Genomic DNA, 19,926 nt, shown 5'->3' on the forward strand with positions numbered 1-19,926 from the left:
CCAGATTTAAGAGGGCGCTCGCTATACTTAGCAGACTAACCGTGAATAAAACACCCTTATGGATTTCAAAAGGCGTAGCACGTCTATCAAAGATGCGGTTTTCTCATTACTATTCCGCTTGTGTGGCGACATTTTCGTCCTTTGTTGGGGGTGGTTACTCACCGACTGCACGTGATATGACCCTCACAGAATCCTCGGAACGCGCGCACAGCGCCTGCACGCCTGTGACGAGGGCGCCTACGACAATAGCGAGGAGTGCGATGACCGCCCAATATCCCCATTGAACGCTTATCTTTGCGCTTCCCAGATATCGTTGCAGCATGAAGGCGGTGCCGCAGGTGCTGAGCAGTGTGATGACGAAGGCGAGCAGCACCGAGGTGACCATCGAAATGAGACCATCGAGGGCTCCCAAAATGCGCAACTGTCCGGTACTGGCACCGGATACGTATGTCAGCGCCAGATCCAGGCGTCGCCCTCGTGCGGTGATCATCAGTCCGGAGATTGCGCCCACCAAAGCGATGATGAGCGCAGGGCCGAGCATGGCCATCAGGTTCGTCAGCATGTGTGGGTTCACGTTCATGGAATGGCCGTTACTGGCGAAATTCTTGAGGCTGTCGGTCAGCGTATGCAACACACCAGAGAAAGTCATGAGCAACGACAAGCCGGCCGTCATGGGAATGATGGTCGCGTTCTGTCGTTGGATCCTCCCAACGGCCTGCTGCCTAGCGAGTTTCCAGGTGCTGAATGGCAGGGGGAGAAGATGCGTCCATCCTTTGGTGAACCAGTGCATGACATAGGGAGCCAGAACAGCCAATGCGAAGATCAGGAGGAACATGCCTCCCATGGAGAACCCAATGAATCCTGTCACCCTGGACTCTATGGGATTCCTGCCGGAAATGTGCGTGGCGAGCTCGCCAGAGTCTATCTTGCGTGTAGCTGTCCCCGGGATGATGAGCGCGCATATCGCTCCCACGAGCAACGATGCGCCTAGCAGAACACGGAATGCGTTCACTTGTCTCGGCGGGTTTTGTGACTGCCGAAGCGCCTCTATCGGCCTGATCTTGGATAGTGTGCGCACGGTCAGCACTGTGCCTGCAAGGACGGCGACTCCGGCAATGGCCAACCCAGTGCCGATGGATGCCAGCAGCTGGGTTGCTTGATACGTCAGTTTCAGCTCGAATGCTCTGGCCAGGAGGTCGAACAGATATGGTGCTGCCAGCGGCGTCAGGAGGGATGACGCTACTGCTGCCAAGATGAATAGGACGATGATGATAGCCAGATTCCCGAAGAGCAGCTGCCAGGGCGTGGCGCCTTGAAGGACCAGCAATGCTAGTTGGTGCCTGCGCTGGTTCAGAGCTGCGGTCACGACCCACAGCATCACGAACACGGCTATGACCACGCTGAACAGCATTGCTGGGCCGGAAAGGTTGGCGCCTAACCCGGCATCCGGTCCGTGGTAAGCGGCATCAATAGCCCTGCGCGCGGCGACGATAGTGCACACAGCGGTCTGGGAAACGATTAGTGACAGCCATACGCCGGCCCATACGGCCGGGGCTGCTTTCAGATCAGAGAGTGCGCCCCTCATATGCGGGCCCCGCTCTCCGTATCAGCGTTCAGCACGTGGCCATCACGGACCTCAACGATCTGGTCGCACTGTCCGGCTACCTCTCCACTGTGGGTCACTATTACTACGGTCCTGCCCGCATCCATAGCCAGGCTTTTGAACACCTGCATGACCTTGGCGCCAGATTCCTGATCCAAGGCTCCAGTCGGCTCGTCGGCGAAAATGATATCTGCATCGGAGAGCAGCACTCGTGCAAGCGCGACACGTTGCTGCTCTCCGCCTGAGAGCATCGTCACGCTCCTTTTTTTCTCGTTTGCCAATCCGAAGTACCGCAACATCTCATCCGCTTTTTGCTTGGGGAGTCGACGGCCGCGCAGGGTGAATGGCAGCGCGAGGTTCTCCTCCACCGTCATGCTCGTGATCAGGTTGTAGGATTGAAACACGAATCCCAGATGCCGACGCCGAAACCGAGTGAGCGCGGACGCTCGCATACGCGTGATGTCATGCCCTAGAAGGGAGATGCTTCCGGATGTCGCACGTTCCAACCCCGAAAGGCAGTACAGCAAGGTGGACTTTCCGCTGCCTGAGGGGCCGACAATCCCCGTGATTCTTCCGGGCTCAGCATGGAAGTCGACATGGTCGAGGATGGTGATCGAATCATCCTTCCTCGGAGTCACCGTCATTGTCAATCCATTTGAACTCACTGAAGCACCACTCATCACCGTTCTCCCATCATCGCCGTTCTCGCGACTTATAAATCTTCATCAGAATATTGCTATGGATGCCATACAAGGATGGCGCCCATAGACTTACATGACTGTTGTCCCTGCCGTCATCAGGGCAAAAATGACAGCCCATGCCATTTTGGTGAATGCGTCATCGCAGTGGCATATTTTTGTGGATTAGCTGCAGGTCCATCAACTCCAGATATTATCATGCCCACCGCCGTGGCATGCAAATATGCTGACGCCGCTATGATGAGCGGCTTCATCATTCATGGCGATATTACTATTCTGCAGATCGATAATGTTGTGCATTTTGTCCGTCTCTCTCCTCTCTTTCTCGTGTTTAGTGCTATTTCCAATGGTGTCTCCACTGAAAGGATCGTTAGGGCAGACGGCTGGCAAGAACTACCATGGTTGGCCTATAAGACTATTTACTGCTCAGATAACGCCAGCTGAGCCTGTCGAATAATCACAAGAGGGTCTTAAATAGGATTCTCAGGGCAGATAAGGGTTTTTATGCCAGATGAGCCCAAATTGATTAAAGCTTTTCTAATGAAGATCTAGTATTTTTTTTGGGGGGGGGGATTCGGCAACTAGGGCGCTGCCAAGTTAAGTGCAGCAAAGATACCGTCTCTGTCATGAGACAGGCCTGAGAATGCATACTGAAGCAAAGGCCTTGACGACTTCGGCCGTGTTTATGTATATTATTGGTTCAACTTGGCAAGCATCCACGCAGCGTTTTGGTCTGGCCGCCTCTGATTTCTTCCAACGGGCCTCTGAAGCGTTGACTACTCCGTGGCATAAGCAGGAGAGTGGCATGACTGGGTTGACCAGCGATCCCAAGCATGAGAAATCGACAGATACCGGCGTGATCCCGACTGCAGGGCAGGGCCATGAGCAGAGGCGCAGAGTGAATGGCCCCGTCCTCAAGGACCCTTCTATAGTAGGTGTCGATCAGGTTGCCCTTGCTCTGAATGTGGACCCCGACCGGGGCCTGGATGAGGCCGAGGCGGCGCGTCGGCTGGACAGGTTCGGTCCTAATGAGCTGGCTGGAGCGCCTCCCGTTCCTGCATGGAGGGAATTCCTTCAACAGTTCAAGGACCCCTTGGTCTATCTGCTTCTGGCAGCCACGGCCATTTCGTTGGTGCCCTGGGTGGTGGAACGCTCACATCCGGCATCAGGAGGCGGGGAGCCCCTGCCCTTTGATGCCATCGTCATCATGATCATCCTCATCCTTAATGCCGCCCTGGGGTACGCTCAGGAGGCTAAGGCCGAGCGGGCTGTGGATGCTCTGGCGAGCATGACGGCCCCGCACGCCTCGGTGCTGCGATGCGGCCGGGTGGTCAGCCTGGAGACCAGCAGGATCGTGCCTGGTGATGTAGTAGTCCTGGCTGAAGGCGATTCGGTCGGCGCCGACGGAAGACTGTTCCAGGCCGCGGGTCTGCGCGTGGCCGAGGCATCGCTGACCGGCGAGTCGCTGCCGGTGGGCAAGCGGCCCGGTCGGCTTGACCAGCCCAAGGCTCTGGGTGACAGAACCAACATGGTCTTCAACGGCACCGCAGTGACCCAGGGGAACGGGCGCATGATCGTCACCTCTACTGGTATGGACACCCAGGTCGGGAAGATCGCCGACATGCTGGCTGATACCCAGGAGGAACCCACGCCCCTACAGAAGGAGATGGCCCGCGTCTCCAAGCTCCTCGGACTGGCCGTCTGCTTGATTGCCGCCCTGGTTTTGGCTGCTTTGGCCCTGATGGAAGGCTTTCAGACAACCCAGGATCTGATTGATTCCCTGCTCATGGCCGTATCTCTGGCCGTAGCTGCTGTGCCGGAGGGGCTGACGGCCATCCTGACTGTGGTTCTCGCCCTGGGCGTGCAGCGCATGGCCAAGCATCATGCCATCGTCAAGAAGCTCAGCTCGGTGGAGACCCTGGGATCGGCATCAGTCATCTGCTCCGACAAGACAGGAACTCTTACACGCAATGAAATGACCGTTGAACGGGTGGTCGTCCCCTCGGGGCAGGTCAGGCTCACTGGCACCGGGTACGCTCCGGAGGGAACCATGCAGCCGTTCGAGGCCAGTGGGTCAGATGATCAACAACTGACAGATACCATTGGTTCATCTCTGGCTGAGGCAGTGGAAGAGACCCTGATGGTCGGGGCCATCGCCAACGACGGAGACCTGCATTGGCAGCCGGTCGAGGCCGAACCTGATTCCCAGGCCCAGTCTGGATCCGGGCAGGGTCACTGGCAGAGCGTCGGCGATCCCACGGAGGTTTCGCTGATTGTTGCCGCCCGTAAAGTCGGCGCTGATGCCAAGGCTGATAGCTACCGTCGTCTGGCCGAGATTCCTTTCACGTCCGAGCGCAAGCTCATGTCGGTTCTGGCTGCCCCGAATGATGACAACGAAAGGGAATCACGTCTCTTCTGCAAGGGCGCTCCCGACGTGCTGCTTGGCCGATGCGACCGGATTCTCGATGGCGGCCAGGTCAGACCTATGACCAGTGCCGATCGGGAAAGGATACTTGCTCAGGTCAGCAGTCTCTCGGCGGATGCCTACAGGACCTTGGGACAGGCTTTCCGGCCTGTATCCGACCAGGAGCTGTCGGCGCTGGCCGAAGCTGACGCGGGGGAGTGGCCGTCAAGCACGGTCGGGACGGATCAGACGGACCGGTTGCCTGAAAAGTCTCAGCATGCTCCTGCAATTCGCTTGTCTGCCGACAAGGTGATCCAGGAAAGCACCCATCTGGAGAGCAATCTGATCTGGACGGGCATGGTCGGCATCATCGATCCGCCCCGAACCGAGGTTCGCCATGCGGTGGATCAGGCCCATAAGGCCGGCATCAGAACGATCATGATCACCGGCGACCATCCGCTCACCGCAGCCAGAATCGCAGGGGACCTGGGCATCATCAAGCCTGGCCAGCCCGCCTGCACCGGCGAGCAGCTGGATGCCATGGACTCGGACCAGCTTCGGGAGACCACCTCCAAGGTCTCCGTCTACGCCCGCGTGGCCCCCGAGCACAAGCTGAAGATCGTCGAATCGCTCCAGGACCAGGGCAAGGTCGTGGCCATGACCGGCGACGGCGTCAATGATGCCCCTGCTGTCAAGACCGCAGACATCGGCGTGGCCATGGGCATCACCGGGACCGAGGTCACCAAGGAATCGGCCAAGATGATCCTGGCGGACGACAATTTCGCCACCATCGTCCAGGCCGTGCGAGAGGGCCGGGGCATCTTCGACAACATTCGCAAGTTCCTGCGCTACCTGCTCAGCTCCAACATGGGCGAGGTCTTCACGGTCTTCGGCGGCGTGGTCTTCGCTGGTCTTCTGGGCATATCGCAGCCCGGCATGGCGGGCGTGACCGTGCCGCTGCTGGCCACCCAGCTGCTCTGGATCAACCTCCTGACCGACGCGGCGCCCGCGCTGGCCATGGGCGTGGATCCGCAGACCGACGATCTGATGGACCGCCCGCCCCGATCCGTCAGCGACCGGGTCATCGACCGGGACATGTGGGTTGACATCATCTACATAGGCCTGGTCATGGCCCTGGTCACCCTGATCGGCATGGACATGCACCTGAGCGGCGGCCTCTTCACCGACAGGTCCGTCCAGGCGATCGGCCACGAGGCGCAGATCAGGGAGGCGCGGACCATGGGCTTCACCATCCTGGTCTTCGCCCAGCTCTTCAACGCGCTGGCCTCCCGCTCCTCCCGCAAGTCGGCCTTCCAGGGGCTCTTCAGCAACCCATGGCTCTGGGGCGCCATCGGCATCTCCATCCTGCTGCAGCTCCTGGTGATCTACGTGCCCTTCCTGGGCGAGGCCTTCGGCACCGTCCCCCTCCAGCCCCAGGCCTGGCTGGAGTGCATCGCGCTGGCTTCCCTGGTCCTGATCGCTTCGGAGCTGCGAAAACTACTCAACTGGGCGGTCAGACGGATACGGGCATGAATGCTTATTCCGATGCGGTGATTGGACTGGACAATGCCGCATCGGGATTGTCTCCTATGGCCTCATCCGTGGCTCGAACCTGTTCCTGCACCTGTCCCCGCTTATCCGCATACTGGCAAATATGGGGAACGATGAGCAACAGCATGCAATGGATGTTTTGTCATATTGGTGCGCGGTTGAACTGTTCTCGCCACAAAATTGGAGGGATAACCAGCTCATTGCTTTATCCTCCTCCCGCAACGACGACCAAAGGGTAAGCGTTTCTGAGCAGGAGCGACTTCCATGGAATGACATTCATGCTGATCTTCTCATCGGGCCGGTTGACAATGAGCATCGTTCCTATACAAACCTCTATAACGACCTGCAGAGCAGGAAAATATACCGGTTGCAGACAGACATGAACGCCCGGCTGACCAAACCTTTCTCATTCGCAGAGGATACGGAGAACTGGCTGCACGCACAGGCGGTCAGATCAGGACTCGACGAACAGACTATAACCGGTCTGCTTGGGGAGACGAACCAGCTATGGCTAGAGGTGGCTAAGCAGCCCGGCCCTCTGCCGGCAGGTACTGAACTGACGGATTCCATGATTTCGCGCCTGCTGCAGGTGGTGGAAAAGCTGTCAACAACGGCCAATCGGCCTGGCTCAGCCTGTGCCGTTTACCGCAAGGACTATGACCGTCGATTTGCGCGTCGCCCCGTCCACCAGGCGGTAAAAACCGACGAGAGCTCGGAGCAGCAAGAAGCGGTGGGACAACAAAATCGGTGGCTTAAGCATGAACGTTTTCGAATAGCAGTCGGGCTTTCCCAGCGTGTAGTCACGAATGCGCTGTTGAAGGCCGCCAAGCTTGTTCGAGAGCTCTCGCCAGCCGAGGAGACTGCTCAGGACGAGGTGTTGCAGGAGCTAGCCCATCGGCAAAGCAGGCGCGCTGGCGGTCCTTCTACCGTGGCTTCCCTTATGGAGTTCTGCGTAGGGGATGATGGCTATCTGGTCCCAAGATCATTGACGCTCTCTCAATATGCCAAGGCGGTTTCCTGCCTGTTCAATCATGAAGGCTGGCCTGATTGCCCGGCTGGGTGGCCGCATATCGAAGTATTTGACGATACGGAAAGCAAACTCAAGTCCGAATTCAATCGTCTGGCTGGTGAAGACTCTGGGGACGAAGCAGGCCGACCGATGTACAAGGCAGGTCCGGTCGGCAGATATGAGATCGAAAGCCTCATTGAGCATGTAGCGGATAGGATGGGACTGGATGACCGCGCGGTGAGTAGCTCTCCTCTTTTCGCTCACGCTGACGGCTCGCCTCTCATTAGGGATTATGTCAATTGCCATCTGGAAGCCAGCTCAGAATCGTTAAATGGCGAAATGATGGATTCCTTTTTCCTTGACGATCTTGAGGACCTTTATCAAAATGGGCCTGACATATTTTCTGAGCCGGTCAGACAGTATCTATCGATTGGTCATCCTCGACGGTTTAATCTGCAGAAGGACCCTGAGGGGCATCTGGTGGGCGACTTTACGGAACCTGCCGGCATGCCATTCGGACGATGGCCGAGTGCTTCCAATCAATTTCAGTCAACAGGTCAGCAGCTGGCCATCAATCAAATACGGGCGGCCCTGGAAGGATATGGCAGCTCTTCGCTGCTAGGTGTCAATGGCCCTCCTGGAACCGGCAAGACCACCCTGCTCAAGGATGTGGTAGCCGAGATTATTGTGGCCAGGGCTCGGCGGTTGGCAGGATTCTCCCGCCCCCAGGATATTTTCACATCCCGGAGGCTGGCCAGAGCAACTTCAGACGAGGACAAGGACTATGTCTACTGGACGCTTGATCCGTCGGTGACCGGTTTTGAGATTGTCGTTGCTTCCAGTAACAACAAGGCTGTTGAAAACGTCAGCCAGGATCTGCCCAGTGCCGATGCCATAGACGCCGAGTGGGAAACCTATCTTGACAGTGAATTCAAACAGGTTCCCTGTGGGTTCGCTTTTCGAGACTTTGCCGGGCAAATTGCCGATCGCAGGAGTCAGGATAAGGGGAGCGGCCCTGCAAATGCCTCATCCGCTTGGGCTCTTATATCGGCGGTCTTGGGGAATATGAGCAATAAAAACCGATTCCTATGGCCCTTCAAAAACGAGTTTATCTATAAGTCATTGAAATACATGCCAGGTGAAAGAGGCAGTAGGACCGATTGGGCAAAGGCCAGGAACGACTTTAATGTTGCGCTGAAGAAGGAAGAGAGCATCCGCGCCAGGAAAACTGCCCAGTACAACCTTATGCGTTCTTACTCAGACCTGTGCAATCAGCGATCCAATCTGTCAGCCGAGTTGAAAACCCTCAATGAACAACTTCATGGCATGAAGGCAAGCCGCTCAAGGTATGTCGGACAGGTTCAATCAATGGAGCGACAGATGTCGGATGCTGGCCAGGCTGCCAATAATGCGCGAGCTGCTTGGGAGCAGGCTGATAGCATTTGCCAGGTTCACTTGTCTTACTGGAAGTCGCATCCTCTAAGGTCGTTTTTCCACAGCTACGAAAGGCAGCAGGATGAGCTTCAGGTACGTACTGATCTGGAGCAGGCGCGTCGTGCGAAGCAGCATTTTGATGAGCAGGCCAGCAGGGTCCATCAGCGGTTGCAATCCTTCTATGGAGGGTTGGAAGTCGGTGATCGGAAGTTAGGGGAATGCCAAACACAGATTGCGAATTTGACCAGGCAACTTGCTGCCCTTGAACAGCAGATTGCTGAGGCCGAGCAGATTCAGTGGCCCAGGCCAGACATTGGCGATGATCATGTTGTGTGGATGGACCAGGAATGGAGCAAGGCGCGGACTGAGGTCTATATCAAGGCGCTGGCTCTTCATCAGCAGGCCGTCATGGGTGCTGCCCACCAGTTCATGTGCAATCTTTCCCTGGCTTGCGCTGTGATGCAGTCGAATGGTTTTACGGATGACGAGAGGCTGGTGGCTTGGCAGACTTTCTTCCTGGTGATCCCGGTCGTCTCCTCGTCCTTTGCATCAATATCCAGAATGTTTTCGGGGATAGGCAAGGAGGCGCTCGGCTGGGCGATTGTGGATGAGGCCGGACAGGCCCTGCCCCAGGCTGCTGCCGGTCTGTTGCAGCGCGTGAAACATGCGGTTGCGGTCGGAGACCCAATGCAGCTCCAGCCTGTGGATACCATGCCCAAGCCAATGCGAGAACTCCTGGCGAGCACCCATCACCTCCAGCGTCTGGGCCTGGAGTCCGAAAACATGCAGGCTTTGGTTGATTACCAGACGCCTTGCGGTCTGCTGGACGAGACCGATGACCACTGGCTAGGGATGCCTCTGGTGGTGCATCGGCGCTGCGATGAGCCCATGTTCTCCATATGCAACGATATGGCCTACTCCGGCAGGATGGTTCGCGTAGGGCCGGAGCATCAGCCATGTGCCTATCCGTCCGGGCCTCATGCGGGAGATGAGCTGCCGACCTCCTGCTGGTACGATGTGCCGCCGAATTCCGGCGAAACCGGGAGAACGCAATGGAGGCCGCAGGAGGGCTACGAACTACACAAGCGTCTGTGCGGGCTCTTCCGGGGCGGGATCGACCCCACCAATATTCTGGTCATCGCTCCGTTCAGGGCTGTGGCCAACCAGGTGCGTGACACCTTCGCGGATGCCTTGCGGCAATGCACTGGTTGCAACAGCAGCGAAGCCAACCGGCTGGCATCAAGCCAGGCCGGAACCGTCCACACCTCCCAGGGGCGGGAAGCCGACGTGGTCTTCATCGTTCTTGGCAGCAGGGCCGGCAAGCGTGGAGAAGGCTCTCGTTCATGGGTTAACGGGTCGCCCAACCTGCTCAACGTCGCTGTGTCGCGAGCCAAGCGCCGTGTCTACGTAGTCGGCAATCTCTCTGATTGGAAGAATGGAACCTATACGTCCAGGATTGCCAAGGACCTGCCGGTGGAGGCGAGTGCGCAAGTTTGAGTGAGTTGGAATGCAAATAAGTTAAATCTCGAAGCATCCGCATTTGATTGCAGAGCGATATATGTGTGTCATTCTTGCGGAGAAAAATAGAGTCGGTTTGAGAATGGGGAGGTTACCTTGTGATGGGATACAGGTTTCCAATTGTCAAGAGCCTCTATCTATATCTCATAACTTAATCAATGGATATCTGATCTAGCAAAGGGTTGCTCGGTGTAAATACAGGGATGGGACTCAGGTGGTGATCTATCCCCGTAATGACTTTAGTGTCGGGAAAGCACAACGCGAGCATTAATCGCGTGATCCTGTTCTCTCAAGGGAAGTTCAAGAATTGTCCATCAGGGCAACTGATAGCCGAGATTGTATGACAGCAGGGCTCCTCGTTTATGTACTCTGGGTGTATGAGTGAGTGTTCAAAGTTGTATCCTCCATTGCTTCAGGATGAACCCATCAGGTTCGTTGCTGACGATCGATATGGCCGGGGCGAGTACGTGCGGAACCTCGCATTAGGTTTGAGGCGGTCCACGGGGCCATGCCCTCTTGTTGTCGGTATTCAGGGTCCGTGGGGGTCGGGCAAGACTTCATTGAAGAACATGCTTGTCGAACAGCTTGTTGCGGCTCCTTCTGATAAGGTGAAAGGACAAAAGCAAGAACAAGAAAAAGTTATAGTTGTAGAGTTCGAGCCTTGGATGTACTCAGGTAGTGGTCGGCTTGTGTCCCTGCTATTCAGACAGATCTCCTATACAATATCGGGTTGGCAGGGCATCGTGAAACGCCATATTGCAAAGGTGAGCAAGACCACCTCAGACATTGCCGATTTCATGTCTGATATGGATGTCGCTAGTTTGCCGGCAGCGAATAAGACAATTGCGAAAGGGTTCAAAGAAGTTGCGGAAGTTTTGGACCCTAGCAGCAAGGATGTTGAAAGTCTCTCAAAACAACGTCGGAAGCTGCAGAAGAAACTGAATAAGTCGGCGACCAGGATCATCGTGTTCATTGATGATTTGGATCGCCTGATGGATGACGAGGTCACAGATGTGATGCGTGCTGTCAAGGCTGTGGGCGATCTGCCATATATGACGTATGTGCTGCTGTATGACAGGGATTCCGTCACTAGGTCGCTGGATAAGAGCTGCCACGGTAAGGGCGATGAATACTTGGAAAAGATAGTCCAGGTTCCTATTGGACTTCCCGAGCCCGTAAAAGAAGTTGTGCTGGACCGGCTGAAAGATGAGCTACACAATATCGTTGGTGAGCAGGATACCCCTCGCTCCTACGGAGGGTCCAGCGATAGTTCGTCCCGAATGCGAACTATCTATGAATCCTGCGTAATTCCATTTGTCAACAACATGAGGGATGTCAACCGTTTGATAAATGAGTTCAGTCTGCGTTATCAGGTGCTGAAAGATGATGTGGAGACGGAAGATCTGCTTGGCATCACCAGTCTGGAGGTGTTCAATCCCGACCTGCACGAGTGGATCATGGCGAGTAAGAACCAACTGTGCAATCCTGGATACCTCGAGCAGTTTGGCCACGATTTATATAATTCCATGGAAAGCAATAATGAGCTCGAAGAGTACATGGGAAGTATGCCATCGAGCAATACGCGCGCCAGGGAAAGAAACTTACAGGCCGTCGAATCCCTGTTCCCCAGAGTCGGATATGCAGTCGAAAAGGTCCGTGTTGCGGAAGATCGGCTTTTTTCACGGCTTTGGGGATATCGGAGCATATTCAAGGCTGAGCATTTCGACGCTTATTTCCGGCTTTCCATAGGCAACGGCCTCCTTCATGAGGATATCTATAAGAAGCTGCTGATCGACGATCCGTTGGACGAAACAGCCTTTAACCACGAACATTGGTATATCGTCAGTGACGAATATTTTGCCGGTAAAGCAGGGAAATACGCCGAATTGTTAGGTGCTGAACGCTGTGCCAAGATTATGAAATATTGTCTCGATCTCGAAGCAAAGTTCTACGAAGGCCAAGTTGTCACAAAATGCATATCACTTGATGTCGCGCTTAGTTTAATGCGTGCCGAGTCTACCGATGACTATATTGAAGCTATATTGAATACAATTGCAAATTCAAATTCTCCAGTGTCGATGTGGGTAGCGGCAGTATTGGTTATGGAGATGCAGGACAAACTTTTCCCCAAGCATCATCTAACAGGAAATGATACGGCTGGGAACAAAAATAATATCGATTGGCTGGCTCAATCTGTTAGTCGAAAATTTACATTTGAGGCAGGCGCCAAAGCACAGATATGGAAGAATAGTTTTAAAGCATTAAGCAATAAGCTCAAGCATCAAGAATTCAAATTGCCGAGTAAGCCGCTGTCTGGCCCCTTTATGCTAGCCTATGCGGAAATAATTCCAATTATATTTGATGATGACGATGACAAATATATAGCTTTTAAAGTATTCCATCAATTGGTGACAAATAACATATTTGTTGAATATGTGCTCGAAGCATTGACTCAAGAGTCTGAATCTGGATATGTCTGGGTTAGTCCGCTATTGAAATACCTACTTACTCCTGAATTGTGTCGGTCTTTTATAGATTCTTGGAAGGAGAATCCTGACTCCTGCAATGCGAGGGATATCGCAGCTTATGAACTGGCTTCTGGTAGTGGTGGTCTGGATGGTTCTGGATCCGAGTCTGTGCTTGTGCCTGCGGATAAGGTGAATGGGCTCATTCATCAGTGGATGGGGAGTAAGGCCGAGTAACGATTCCTGCCAAACTCGTTATATGCGAGGTGTCAATAAGGAACCAGAGGGCGTGCAGATCATTGAGAGTATTGGCGTTGAGTCCGCAGGTGAGGCTGATGGTCTCCTGGTGCCAGCAAATAAGTTTGGCGTCAACCTCGGTTATGAACCATCTAGATGCCTGTTCCGGGGGTCGATGTGACGCATATCAGCTTGCGCGGAATCAAGTGACTCAGTGGGTTCGGCCAGCACGATCGGTTTATGTGGAAGTTCTATTCATTAACATGTGAGCCAAAATCTAATTCCAGGTCTTTTCTGGCTCGCGTGGTGCTGTCTGTGCCATTTGTCATCTAATACGTAGATTTTGTCACCTTGCAGTATTAGAAGACAGTTGAATTTTAATGAAGTAGACAATTTGTCTGCGGCGTAATCGGCATTATAAATAGTATAAGTCACAAATAGTATAAGAGTGAATTTATTATTTAGTTCTCTGAGGAAAACTGGATCGTGTTTTGCGTTTTGTGGACATCGGTGGTGATGGTGCATGTGCGGCACAGGCTAGATGATCCAGTTTTCTCTCGGTCGCGGTGGATTGGAATATAAAATATAAGAATACGCCATCGCTATCTTGTGCGATTTGGTTATGGCCGAATCAACGGGCTGTGAAACATCGCTTCGGGGTGCGTGTCAAGTCGAATATAAACTGCGATAAACAAATGTAGAAAGCTGGTTACGTCGTTAAACCAGGTAGAAGTGTATTAGTTGAAGTTGTGTGTTTCAGTTTCGGATTCAGGAGGAAGATATAGGGCAAGGCGCAGGTTAAAGCTCATATGGGAAACGGATAGTTTAGGTAAAAACCACCCAAGGCATATATAGGTGAGTTTTGCGATTGGCTACCTCTCTTTCTATTTAAGCGTTCCCGCATACTCTGTATGCAGTAGGTAAGCTGTGCAGAAAGCTCATGTTAAGGCTTGTGAAACAGAATTAGTTATTCGTTATAAGAATGAAGGGCAAGCTGATGGACCAAACTCAATTCATCACAAGTTGAGTGACAAATCCAAAGTGCCCCCCGTGGGACTCGAACCCACAACCCACGACTTAAAAGGACGCTGCTCTAACCATTGAGCCAGAGGGGCAACAGCTCAACACTACATGTTTGTTCTCGATTTTTCCAGTTCGCGGCAAGCCGGTTCTCGGGCGAAGCAAGACCGAGAACCCGTACAGATCAACGAAGAATATCAACTTGAAACGCTACCTTTCCGCCCACTTAAGAAGGCTGTTGGGATGCGTGGGGGAGGGGTGGGGCAAACTCTGAACCTGCCGACGGGAGCCGTGCCGGACAGTAAACCAACCTGTCTGTCAAAAGCTTCTGCCAAAGCGTAGAGTGGCTTCCTACCCGTTGCGCAGTGAGTCGGACCATGTTTTGCCATCTGCAGATGGCGAAGTGGCGGCCGACGTTGATTCCCCGTATTCGGATTGAAAGAATCATCTCTGCGAGGCGACCTCTTGTCCTCGCAAGTGCGCTGAGGGAGGGAGCTCCGACGAAACATCCGGCTCAATACGCATCGCCGTATGTGCAGAGCGCCACAGGCTCATACTGGCATTCACCCGTTTGCAAGAGTTGGATACTGCTATGAAGCATGACACCAATCTTTCGGGCCAGAACGAGCCTTTCCCCATCCATGCATTAGGTCTGTGCAAGCAGGTTTCACCCAGGAAAGGGGAGGCTATAACTCTCTTGGAGAATGTGGAGTTCACTGCCTCCTGGAAAGCCATGACCGGGATTGTAGGGCCGTCGGGGAGCGGCAAATCAACCCTGCTCTATTGTCTGGCTGGTCTCGAACCCGTCAGCTCGGGCCAGGTGGAAGTCCTGGGTCGGCGCATCTCTGCTATGGGGCCTGCAGCGTCAGCGCGGTTCCGCCGTGCGCACCTGGGCTTCGTTTTCCAGTCCTATAATCTGGTGCCTTCGATGAGCGTGGAGGACAATCTCAAGCTGCCCTTCATTCTGCGCAAGACCCGCTGGCCGGAGGATCAGGCGGCCAAGCTGCTGGACAGATTGGGCATCAGGGGACTGCTCAAGGTCAATGTGACCCTCCTGTCAGGGGGCGAGCAGCAGCGTGTGGCTCTGGCCCGGGCGCTGATTTCGGATCCCGATATCATCTTCGCCGATGAGCCTACTGGCGCCCTTGACCAGGAGACCGGCAACGCGGTCGTCAATGAGCTCGCCGCCTTCGCCAATAGGCCTGGCCACGCAGTGATCATGGTTACCCACAGCCCGGAAGTCGCCTCCCGTTGCAACACTCTGGTGCATCTGTGCGACGGTCGCATAGCCACAGCCGACAAGGTTCCCATGCCGAAAGCGGGCATCTGATGCGACTTCTTCTGCGAGATTTCAAGAATGCCCCCCTGGCTTGGTCTGGCGTCATCCTCGTGCTGATCGCCTCGCAGACCATGGTCGGCCTGCTTGCCATGATGCTCTCTTCAGCCAAGGCCCTGGGCGATCTCCCCGGCATGGCCGAGCAAGGCCGCACTGCCTACCAAAACTTGATGATCCCCTTCGTGGCTCTTCTCGTTGCCACAGTATTGATCGTTCTGCAAGTAGTTTCGTCGGTGATCAACCAGCGCAGACACAACCTCGCCCTCCTAGCCCTGCAAGGTGCCACGCCCTGGCAGTTGACCTCACTGACCTGTCTGCGGGTGTCCATCTTGGCGCTCGCGGCCAGTGTAGTCTCGCTGGCGGCTTCTTTGCTGCTGGCCCGTCCCCTCTACGCCTGGGAGACCTCACAGTTCCTGATCGGCAGGCAGCCTTTCATCGCCAGCCACCAGCTTGCTTCCTGGGCAGCAGGAACCTCATGCGGAGTACTGGTGGCCTTGATCGGCACGCTGCTGACCATCCGAACCATCAGCAGGATCAGTCCCGTGGAATCTCTGCGTGCTGCAATCATTCCTCCCAAAACAGCGGGTTCTATTCGTCGTATCGCCGCTGCCTTGTGTTTGCTGGCAGCATTGGTAGTCATGCTGATGCCGATTATGCAAGCGCGGACCATGCCTGATGAGCAACTGGTCCGTTTGCACACCGCGGCACCCATCCTGCCTATCGCCATGGGAAGCACTTTCGGTTTCATACTCCTTCTCGTCGCAATCTGTTTGGCAGGTCCCTCCCTGCTGGGCACGGTCACCAGCGGCTGGACTAGGCTCGTCGCTCTTCGCCAGCCTTCATGGCTGGTTGCTTGTCGGCAAGCCAGTGCCCGCATGCGCAGTCTCAGCTCCACGGTCATACCTCTTATTGTGGGGGTTTCATTGCTGATGATGACTGATTCCTTCTATCAGACCAGCGCTGATTCCAGTCGTCTGCTGCCTCCCAACCTGGATGTCAGCAGCTCTGATTTCTCCATGCTCATTACCCTTCTGGGCCCCGCACTGGTCGTCACGCTGGCTGGAGTGTGCGCCGGATACCTGATTTCAGCCCACGGTCGAAGCCTGGATCTGTCCCTCATCTCGATTGCTGGCGCGGACCCGAACCAACTTGAAATCATGTCCGCTCTCGAAGGGTTCATCATGGCGACTACCGCCGTATTGATATCCTTCACCTCCAGCCTTCTGCCGGTCATGGCCTACGCTGCCGGATTCCGCAAGATCTTTGGCGCTGCCAGCATTGGCATACCTTGGGCTCACTGGGTGCTGGTCTACCTGCTTCTGACTTCGGCGGCATCACTGGCTTCCTGGGTCACGGTGCGCAAATCAGTAGGTCGTTCCCCTGCCGGTGTGATAGCACAGTACACTGGCGAATGAACCTGGGGATCCTCGGCATGACAGCGTGAGGGGGCGCGATGATGGGTATAGCAACCAACCTATTCGAGCTATTGAGCAATCAACGCTTGACTAGGTTCGTCATGCCTCTGCTGAGCCTGGTGTATACGCTTCTCTATGTCAGTGCCCCCATGTTTCCTCCAGTCTGGGCCGAGAACATTCCTTTGCCCGTTTGGAAGACGGCCATCGGCCTGATCGGACTCCTGTGTTCCTGCCTGCTGTACTGGAGCAGACAATTTCCCCTGCTCATCACGACCATAGAGACCCTGCTATACCTCGGCCTGTCATTTGCCACCTCGGACGATAGCTTCCTAATACCCCTGGTAGGCGCTCTCTATTTCTGTGTCTGCTTATCGTCAGCATCTAGGATTGCGGCAGGCGTGGGTGAGTCAGTTGTGGCCGTCAGTCTGGTCACCGTCAGCATGCATGCCGGGCACATGCTCTTTCTGGAATGGTCGGCCAGGATGGCTGTCATCATGGCGGTCGCGGCCGTTGCCGTAGCTGTCAGGTTTTACCGGATTCGACGCGAGACGCAGCAGCGTGAGGAGCAGGAGCGGATCCGCTCTGAGATGCTTGCCAGGCAAAGGGATCAGGCTATATCACGTGCCCAGGTGGCAGGGGAGTTGCATGACAGCGTGGGCCATGACCTCACCACGATCATCGCCCTGACCCAAGGATTTGCTGACTCGCTTGAGATCGAAGAGCTGCAAGAGGTGCTTAAGGACATCAATCAGGTTGCCAGGGATGGATTGGCCGACACTCGACAAGCCGTCCGTACCCTTGTCCAAGAGCATGATGCGCTACCTGAAGAGTCCGATGATGATGGGCGCAGGTTTGGTTCCAGGCTGCACACGCTCGACGAACTCGACACCGTAATCGCCCATGCCCGCGCAGCTGGTCTGGCTGTCGTGTCTACCGAAACAGGGCATCAGCGGCACGATCCCAGACAGGACAACCTCTGCTTCATCATCAGCAGGGAGGCCATCACCAACACGCTCCGGCACGCCTCAGCCCCGAGCACCATCGTCATTTCCCGCGACTATGGGCAGGACGGCACCCTCCGCATCACCATCCACGACGATGGGCATGGGAATAAGCATGGGCCAGCCTTGGGCGATCAGCAACCGGCTATTCATGATCATCAAGGAGTGGGCCTCAAACAGATTGGCGAGCAATGTCGACTGATGGGAGGGAGTCTGAGCTGCGGACTGGGCAAGAATGGAGGATGGACAGTAGAAGCCGTTCTGCCTGGCACTAGTGAGAAAGGGGGCAATGCTCATGATTGACCTGATGCTGGTCGATGACCTTGCGCTCCTCCGCAAGGGGTTGGTACGCATGATCGAGGCCGACCACGATCTACAGGTCGTCAGACAAGCCTCCAACGGTCAGGAGGCAGTGACCATACTTCGAGAGATGAAAGCAGCCGCACAGCCACTTCCTCGAGTGATCCTGATGGACGTTCGCATGCCGGTGATGGACGGCATCAGCGCTACTGCGGTCATTGCCAAGGAATTCCCCGAGATTCGTACGCTGATCCTGACCACCTATGACGAAGACGATTACGCCTTCACCGGTCTGCACGCAGGTGCCTACGGCTTTCTGCTCAAGGACGTATCCACCAGAGACCTGCACCGAGCCATTCACGCAGTGGCCGATGGGGACGCGGTGCTCACCCCCCGTGTCACAGCAGAGCTCATCAACCGCGACAGAGCCTATGCCCGGCATGAGGTCAGTGATCCGCAGGCCAGACAGCAGCTGGATAAGTTGACCCCCAGGGAGTACGAGATAGCCGGGCTCATCGCTCAAGGGCTCTCCAACCAGGAAATAGCCCAGCGTCTCGCTCTCGAAACTACCTCCGTCCGGCGCTACGTAAGCCGCATACTCGACAAGACCGGTCTGCGAGATCGTACGCAAATTGTCATCACATGGTTTCAGGCCGGAATGTCTGGCTGACGATCCCTGACCAGCTATTCAGGGAATTGGGACGAGAAAAGCAGGAAGAACAATAGATTTCAAAGTGACGTTTTCGTTGACCTGATAAAGCTGAAGCTAAGGACTAAAGCCCAGAACTTCAGTTTGGATGAACTTTTATTGGACCTTTGCCGAACAATCATTACACATTGTGATTCTTGCTGTATTGAGTTCCAACTATTGAGTTATGCACGCCATGTCCTGGCGACACTTGTTTGTTTTGGAAACCCCAGTTCCGTTGAATGCTGCTCTTGTAAGCTGAAGCACAAAGGGTGGCCAAGCACTCGACAGAGGAGGTGGATTATGAGAATCCATCTGGTGAGGTTGGACCGGCCGGGGGCGGTGGATGCCGAAATGATCTGGGAATATCTGCAGGCCTGCCGTTCTCAGCCTCAGGATGAAGCGGCTGGTCTCGGCCCCTTCGAGGACTGCCACAGCCTGGATGAGGTTCGTCGGTTTGGTCTGCCGGAGGTGGCTCGTCAGGCGCGTGGTGATGATCTGCCGCCGGGGTTTGTGCCAGCTCTGCAGTTCGCCGCCATGGACCCCAGCGGCAAACTGGCGGGGATGATTCAGCTGAGGTTGCAGCTTACGCAGGCGCTTCTGCGAGTGGGCGGCAACATCGGCTATTCAGTTCGTCCGGATTGTCGCCGGCTGGGCTATGCCGGGCTGATGCTGGATGAATGTCTTCGACAAGCTGCCACTCTGGGCATGAGTAGGGTCCTGATTACTTGTTTTCCGTCGAATCTGGCCAGCCGCCGGACCATCCTTTCGCGTGGGGGGCAACTGGAGAATGTGCTCCCCAGCAGATCTGGTCAGCCAGTAGAACGGTATTGGATTGATTTGTCTACGAAACGAACAGATCGGTAAACGCAATCTTGGATGCAAAAGCAGCTTTCATGTAATTGCTTCCTGGCTAGGCTCTCTGCAATGATTTTCTCCGGCTATGACGTATATGCGCATCCAGAACGCGAACTTATTTTAAGCTTATTTTGAGCGAATGCCGGTTAGTGTATATTTTGTTTTTATGCACATTCCGTGCATTATGTACGACGGCAAAGGAACCGCCATGGGACAAACAGCTTCGACACAGAAACCATCCGATAAGCCGCAAGACATTGCTGTCAGCTTTTTTGCCCTGGCATTAATTCTCGCTCATGTTATATCGTTTGTCACCGGTTCACGGTTCTGGGGTTTATGCACGTACCCAGCAGCTTGGCTGATAATGATTATCTTCATGGTGATAAGAC

Annotated in this window: 11 protein-coding genes and 1 tRNA gene; 9 read left to right on the plus strand and 3 right to left on the minus strand. The window is 55.0% G+C overall.

The window, feature by feature from the left end:
* Positions 1-154: 154 nt before the first annotated feature.
* Both CI601_RS07510 and CI601_RS07515 read right to left on the minus strand, forming a co-directional pair.
* Entirely contained in the window at positions 155-1,585 is a 1,431-nt protein-coding gene (locus tag CI601_RS07510; protein WP_024627010.1) for an ABC transporter permease, read from the minus strand.
* On the minus strand, positions 1,582-2,247 hold the full coding sequence (locus CI601_RS07515) for an ABC transporter ATP-binding protein (protein ID WP_259465355.1): 666 nt from the start codon (positions 2,245-2,247) through the stop codon (positions 1,582-1,584). The genes CI601_RS07510 and CI601_RS07515 overlap by 4 nt, the downstream gene beginning before the upstream one ends.
* Positions 2,248-2,358: 111 nt before the next feature.
* On the opposite strand from CI601_RS07515, the gene CI601_RS08390 reads away from it, so the two are divergent.
* The 4 genes from CI601_RS08390 to CI601_RS07535 all read left to right on the plus strand — a co-directional run bounded on the left by CI601_RS08390 (position 2,359) and on the right by CI601_RS07535 (position 12,919).
* Positions 2,359-2,745 carry a hypothetical protein gene (locus CI601_RS08390; RefSeq protein WP_144177819.1) on the plus strand — a complete coding sequence of 129 codons (387 nt, stop codon included), beginning with the start codon at positions 2,359-2,361 and terminating at the stop codon, positions 2,743-2,745.
* A 454-nt stretch (positions 2,746-3,199) separates the two neighbouring features.
* The gene (locus CI601_RS07525) at positions 3,200-6,238 is read left to right on the plus strand and encodes a cation-translocating P-type ATPase (protein ID WP_395948016.1); all 3,039 of its coding nucleotides are present in this window, start codon (positions 3,200-3,202) and stop codon (positions 6,236-6,238) included.
* 121 nt (positions 6,239-6,359) lie between these two features.
* The gene (locus tag CI601_RS07530) at positions 6,360-10,196 is read left to right on the plus strand and encodes an AAA domain-containing protein (RefSeq protein ID WP_121914940.1); all 3,837 of its coding nucleotides are present in this window, start codon (positions 6,360-6,362) and stop codon (positions 10,194-10,196) included.
* Positions 10,197-10,594: 398 nt separating this feature from the next.
* A complete protein-coding gene (locus CI601_RS07535; RefSeq protein ID WP_183129808.1) occupies positions 10,595-12,919 on the plus strand; it encodes a P-loop NTPase fold protein in 2,325 nt (774 codons plus the stop codon).
* Between the two features lie 1,042 nt (positions 12,920-13,961).
* On the opposite strand, the gene CI601_RS07540 is transcribed toward CI601_RS07535, so the two are convergent.
* Positions 13,962-14,034 (minus strand) — tRNA-Lys (locus CI601_RS07540).
* Between the two features lie 497 nt (positions 14,035-14,531).
* Here CI601_RS07540 and CI601_RS07545 point away from each other — a divergent pair.
* From CI601_RS07545 to CI601_RS07565, 5 genes are all read left to right on the plus strand, one after another.
* A complete protein-coding gene (locus CI601_RS07545) occupies positions 14,532-15,269 on the plus strand; it encodes an ABC transporter ATP-binding protein (RefSeq protein ID WP_121914942.1) in 738 nt (245 codons plus the stop codon).
* Complete coding sequence (locus CI601_RS07550) at positions 15,269-16,690, plus strand: FtsX-like permease family protein (protein WP_121914943.1); 1,422 nt, start codon at positions 15,269-15,271, stop codon at positions 16,688-16,690. The genes CI601_RS07545 and CI601_RS07550 overlap by 1 nt, the downstream gene beginning before the upstream one ends.
* A 398-nt stretch (positions 16,691-17,088) precedes the next feature.
* Positions 17,089-17,994 carry a sensor histidine kinase gene (locus tag CI601_RS07555; RefSeq protein WP_183129809.1) on the plus strand — a complete coding sequence of 302 codons (906 nt, stop codon included), beginning with the start codon at positions 17,089-17,091 and terminating at the stop codon, positions 17,992-17,994.
* Positions 17,987-18,661, plus strand: a complete 675-nt coding sequence (locus CI601_RS07560) for a response regulator transcription factor (protein WP_121914945.1) — start codon at positions 17,987-17,989, stop codon at positions 18,659-18,661. The genes CI601_RS07555 and CI601_RS07560 overlap by 8 nt, the downstream gene beginning before the upstream one ends.
* Positions 18,662-18,982: 321 nt before the next feature.
* Positions 18,983-19,546, plus strand: a complete 564-nt coding sequence (locus CI601_RS07565; protein ID WP_121914946.1) for a GNAT family N-acetyltransferase — start codon at positions 18,983-18,985, stop codon at positions 19,544-19,546.
* Positions 19,547-19,926 lie beyond the last annotated feature (380 nt).

Source organism: Bifidobacterium sp. wkB344, assembly GCF_003688305.1.
Classification (GTDB): domain Bacteria; phylum Actinomycetota; class Actinomycetes; order Actinomycetales; family Bifidobacteriaceae; genus Bombiscardovia; species Bombiscardovia mizhiensis.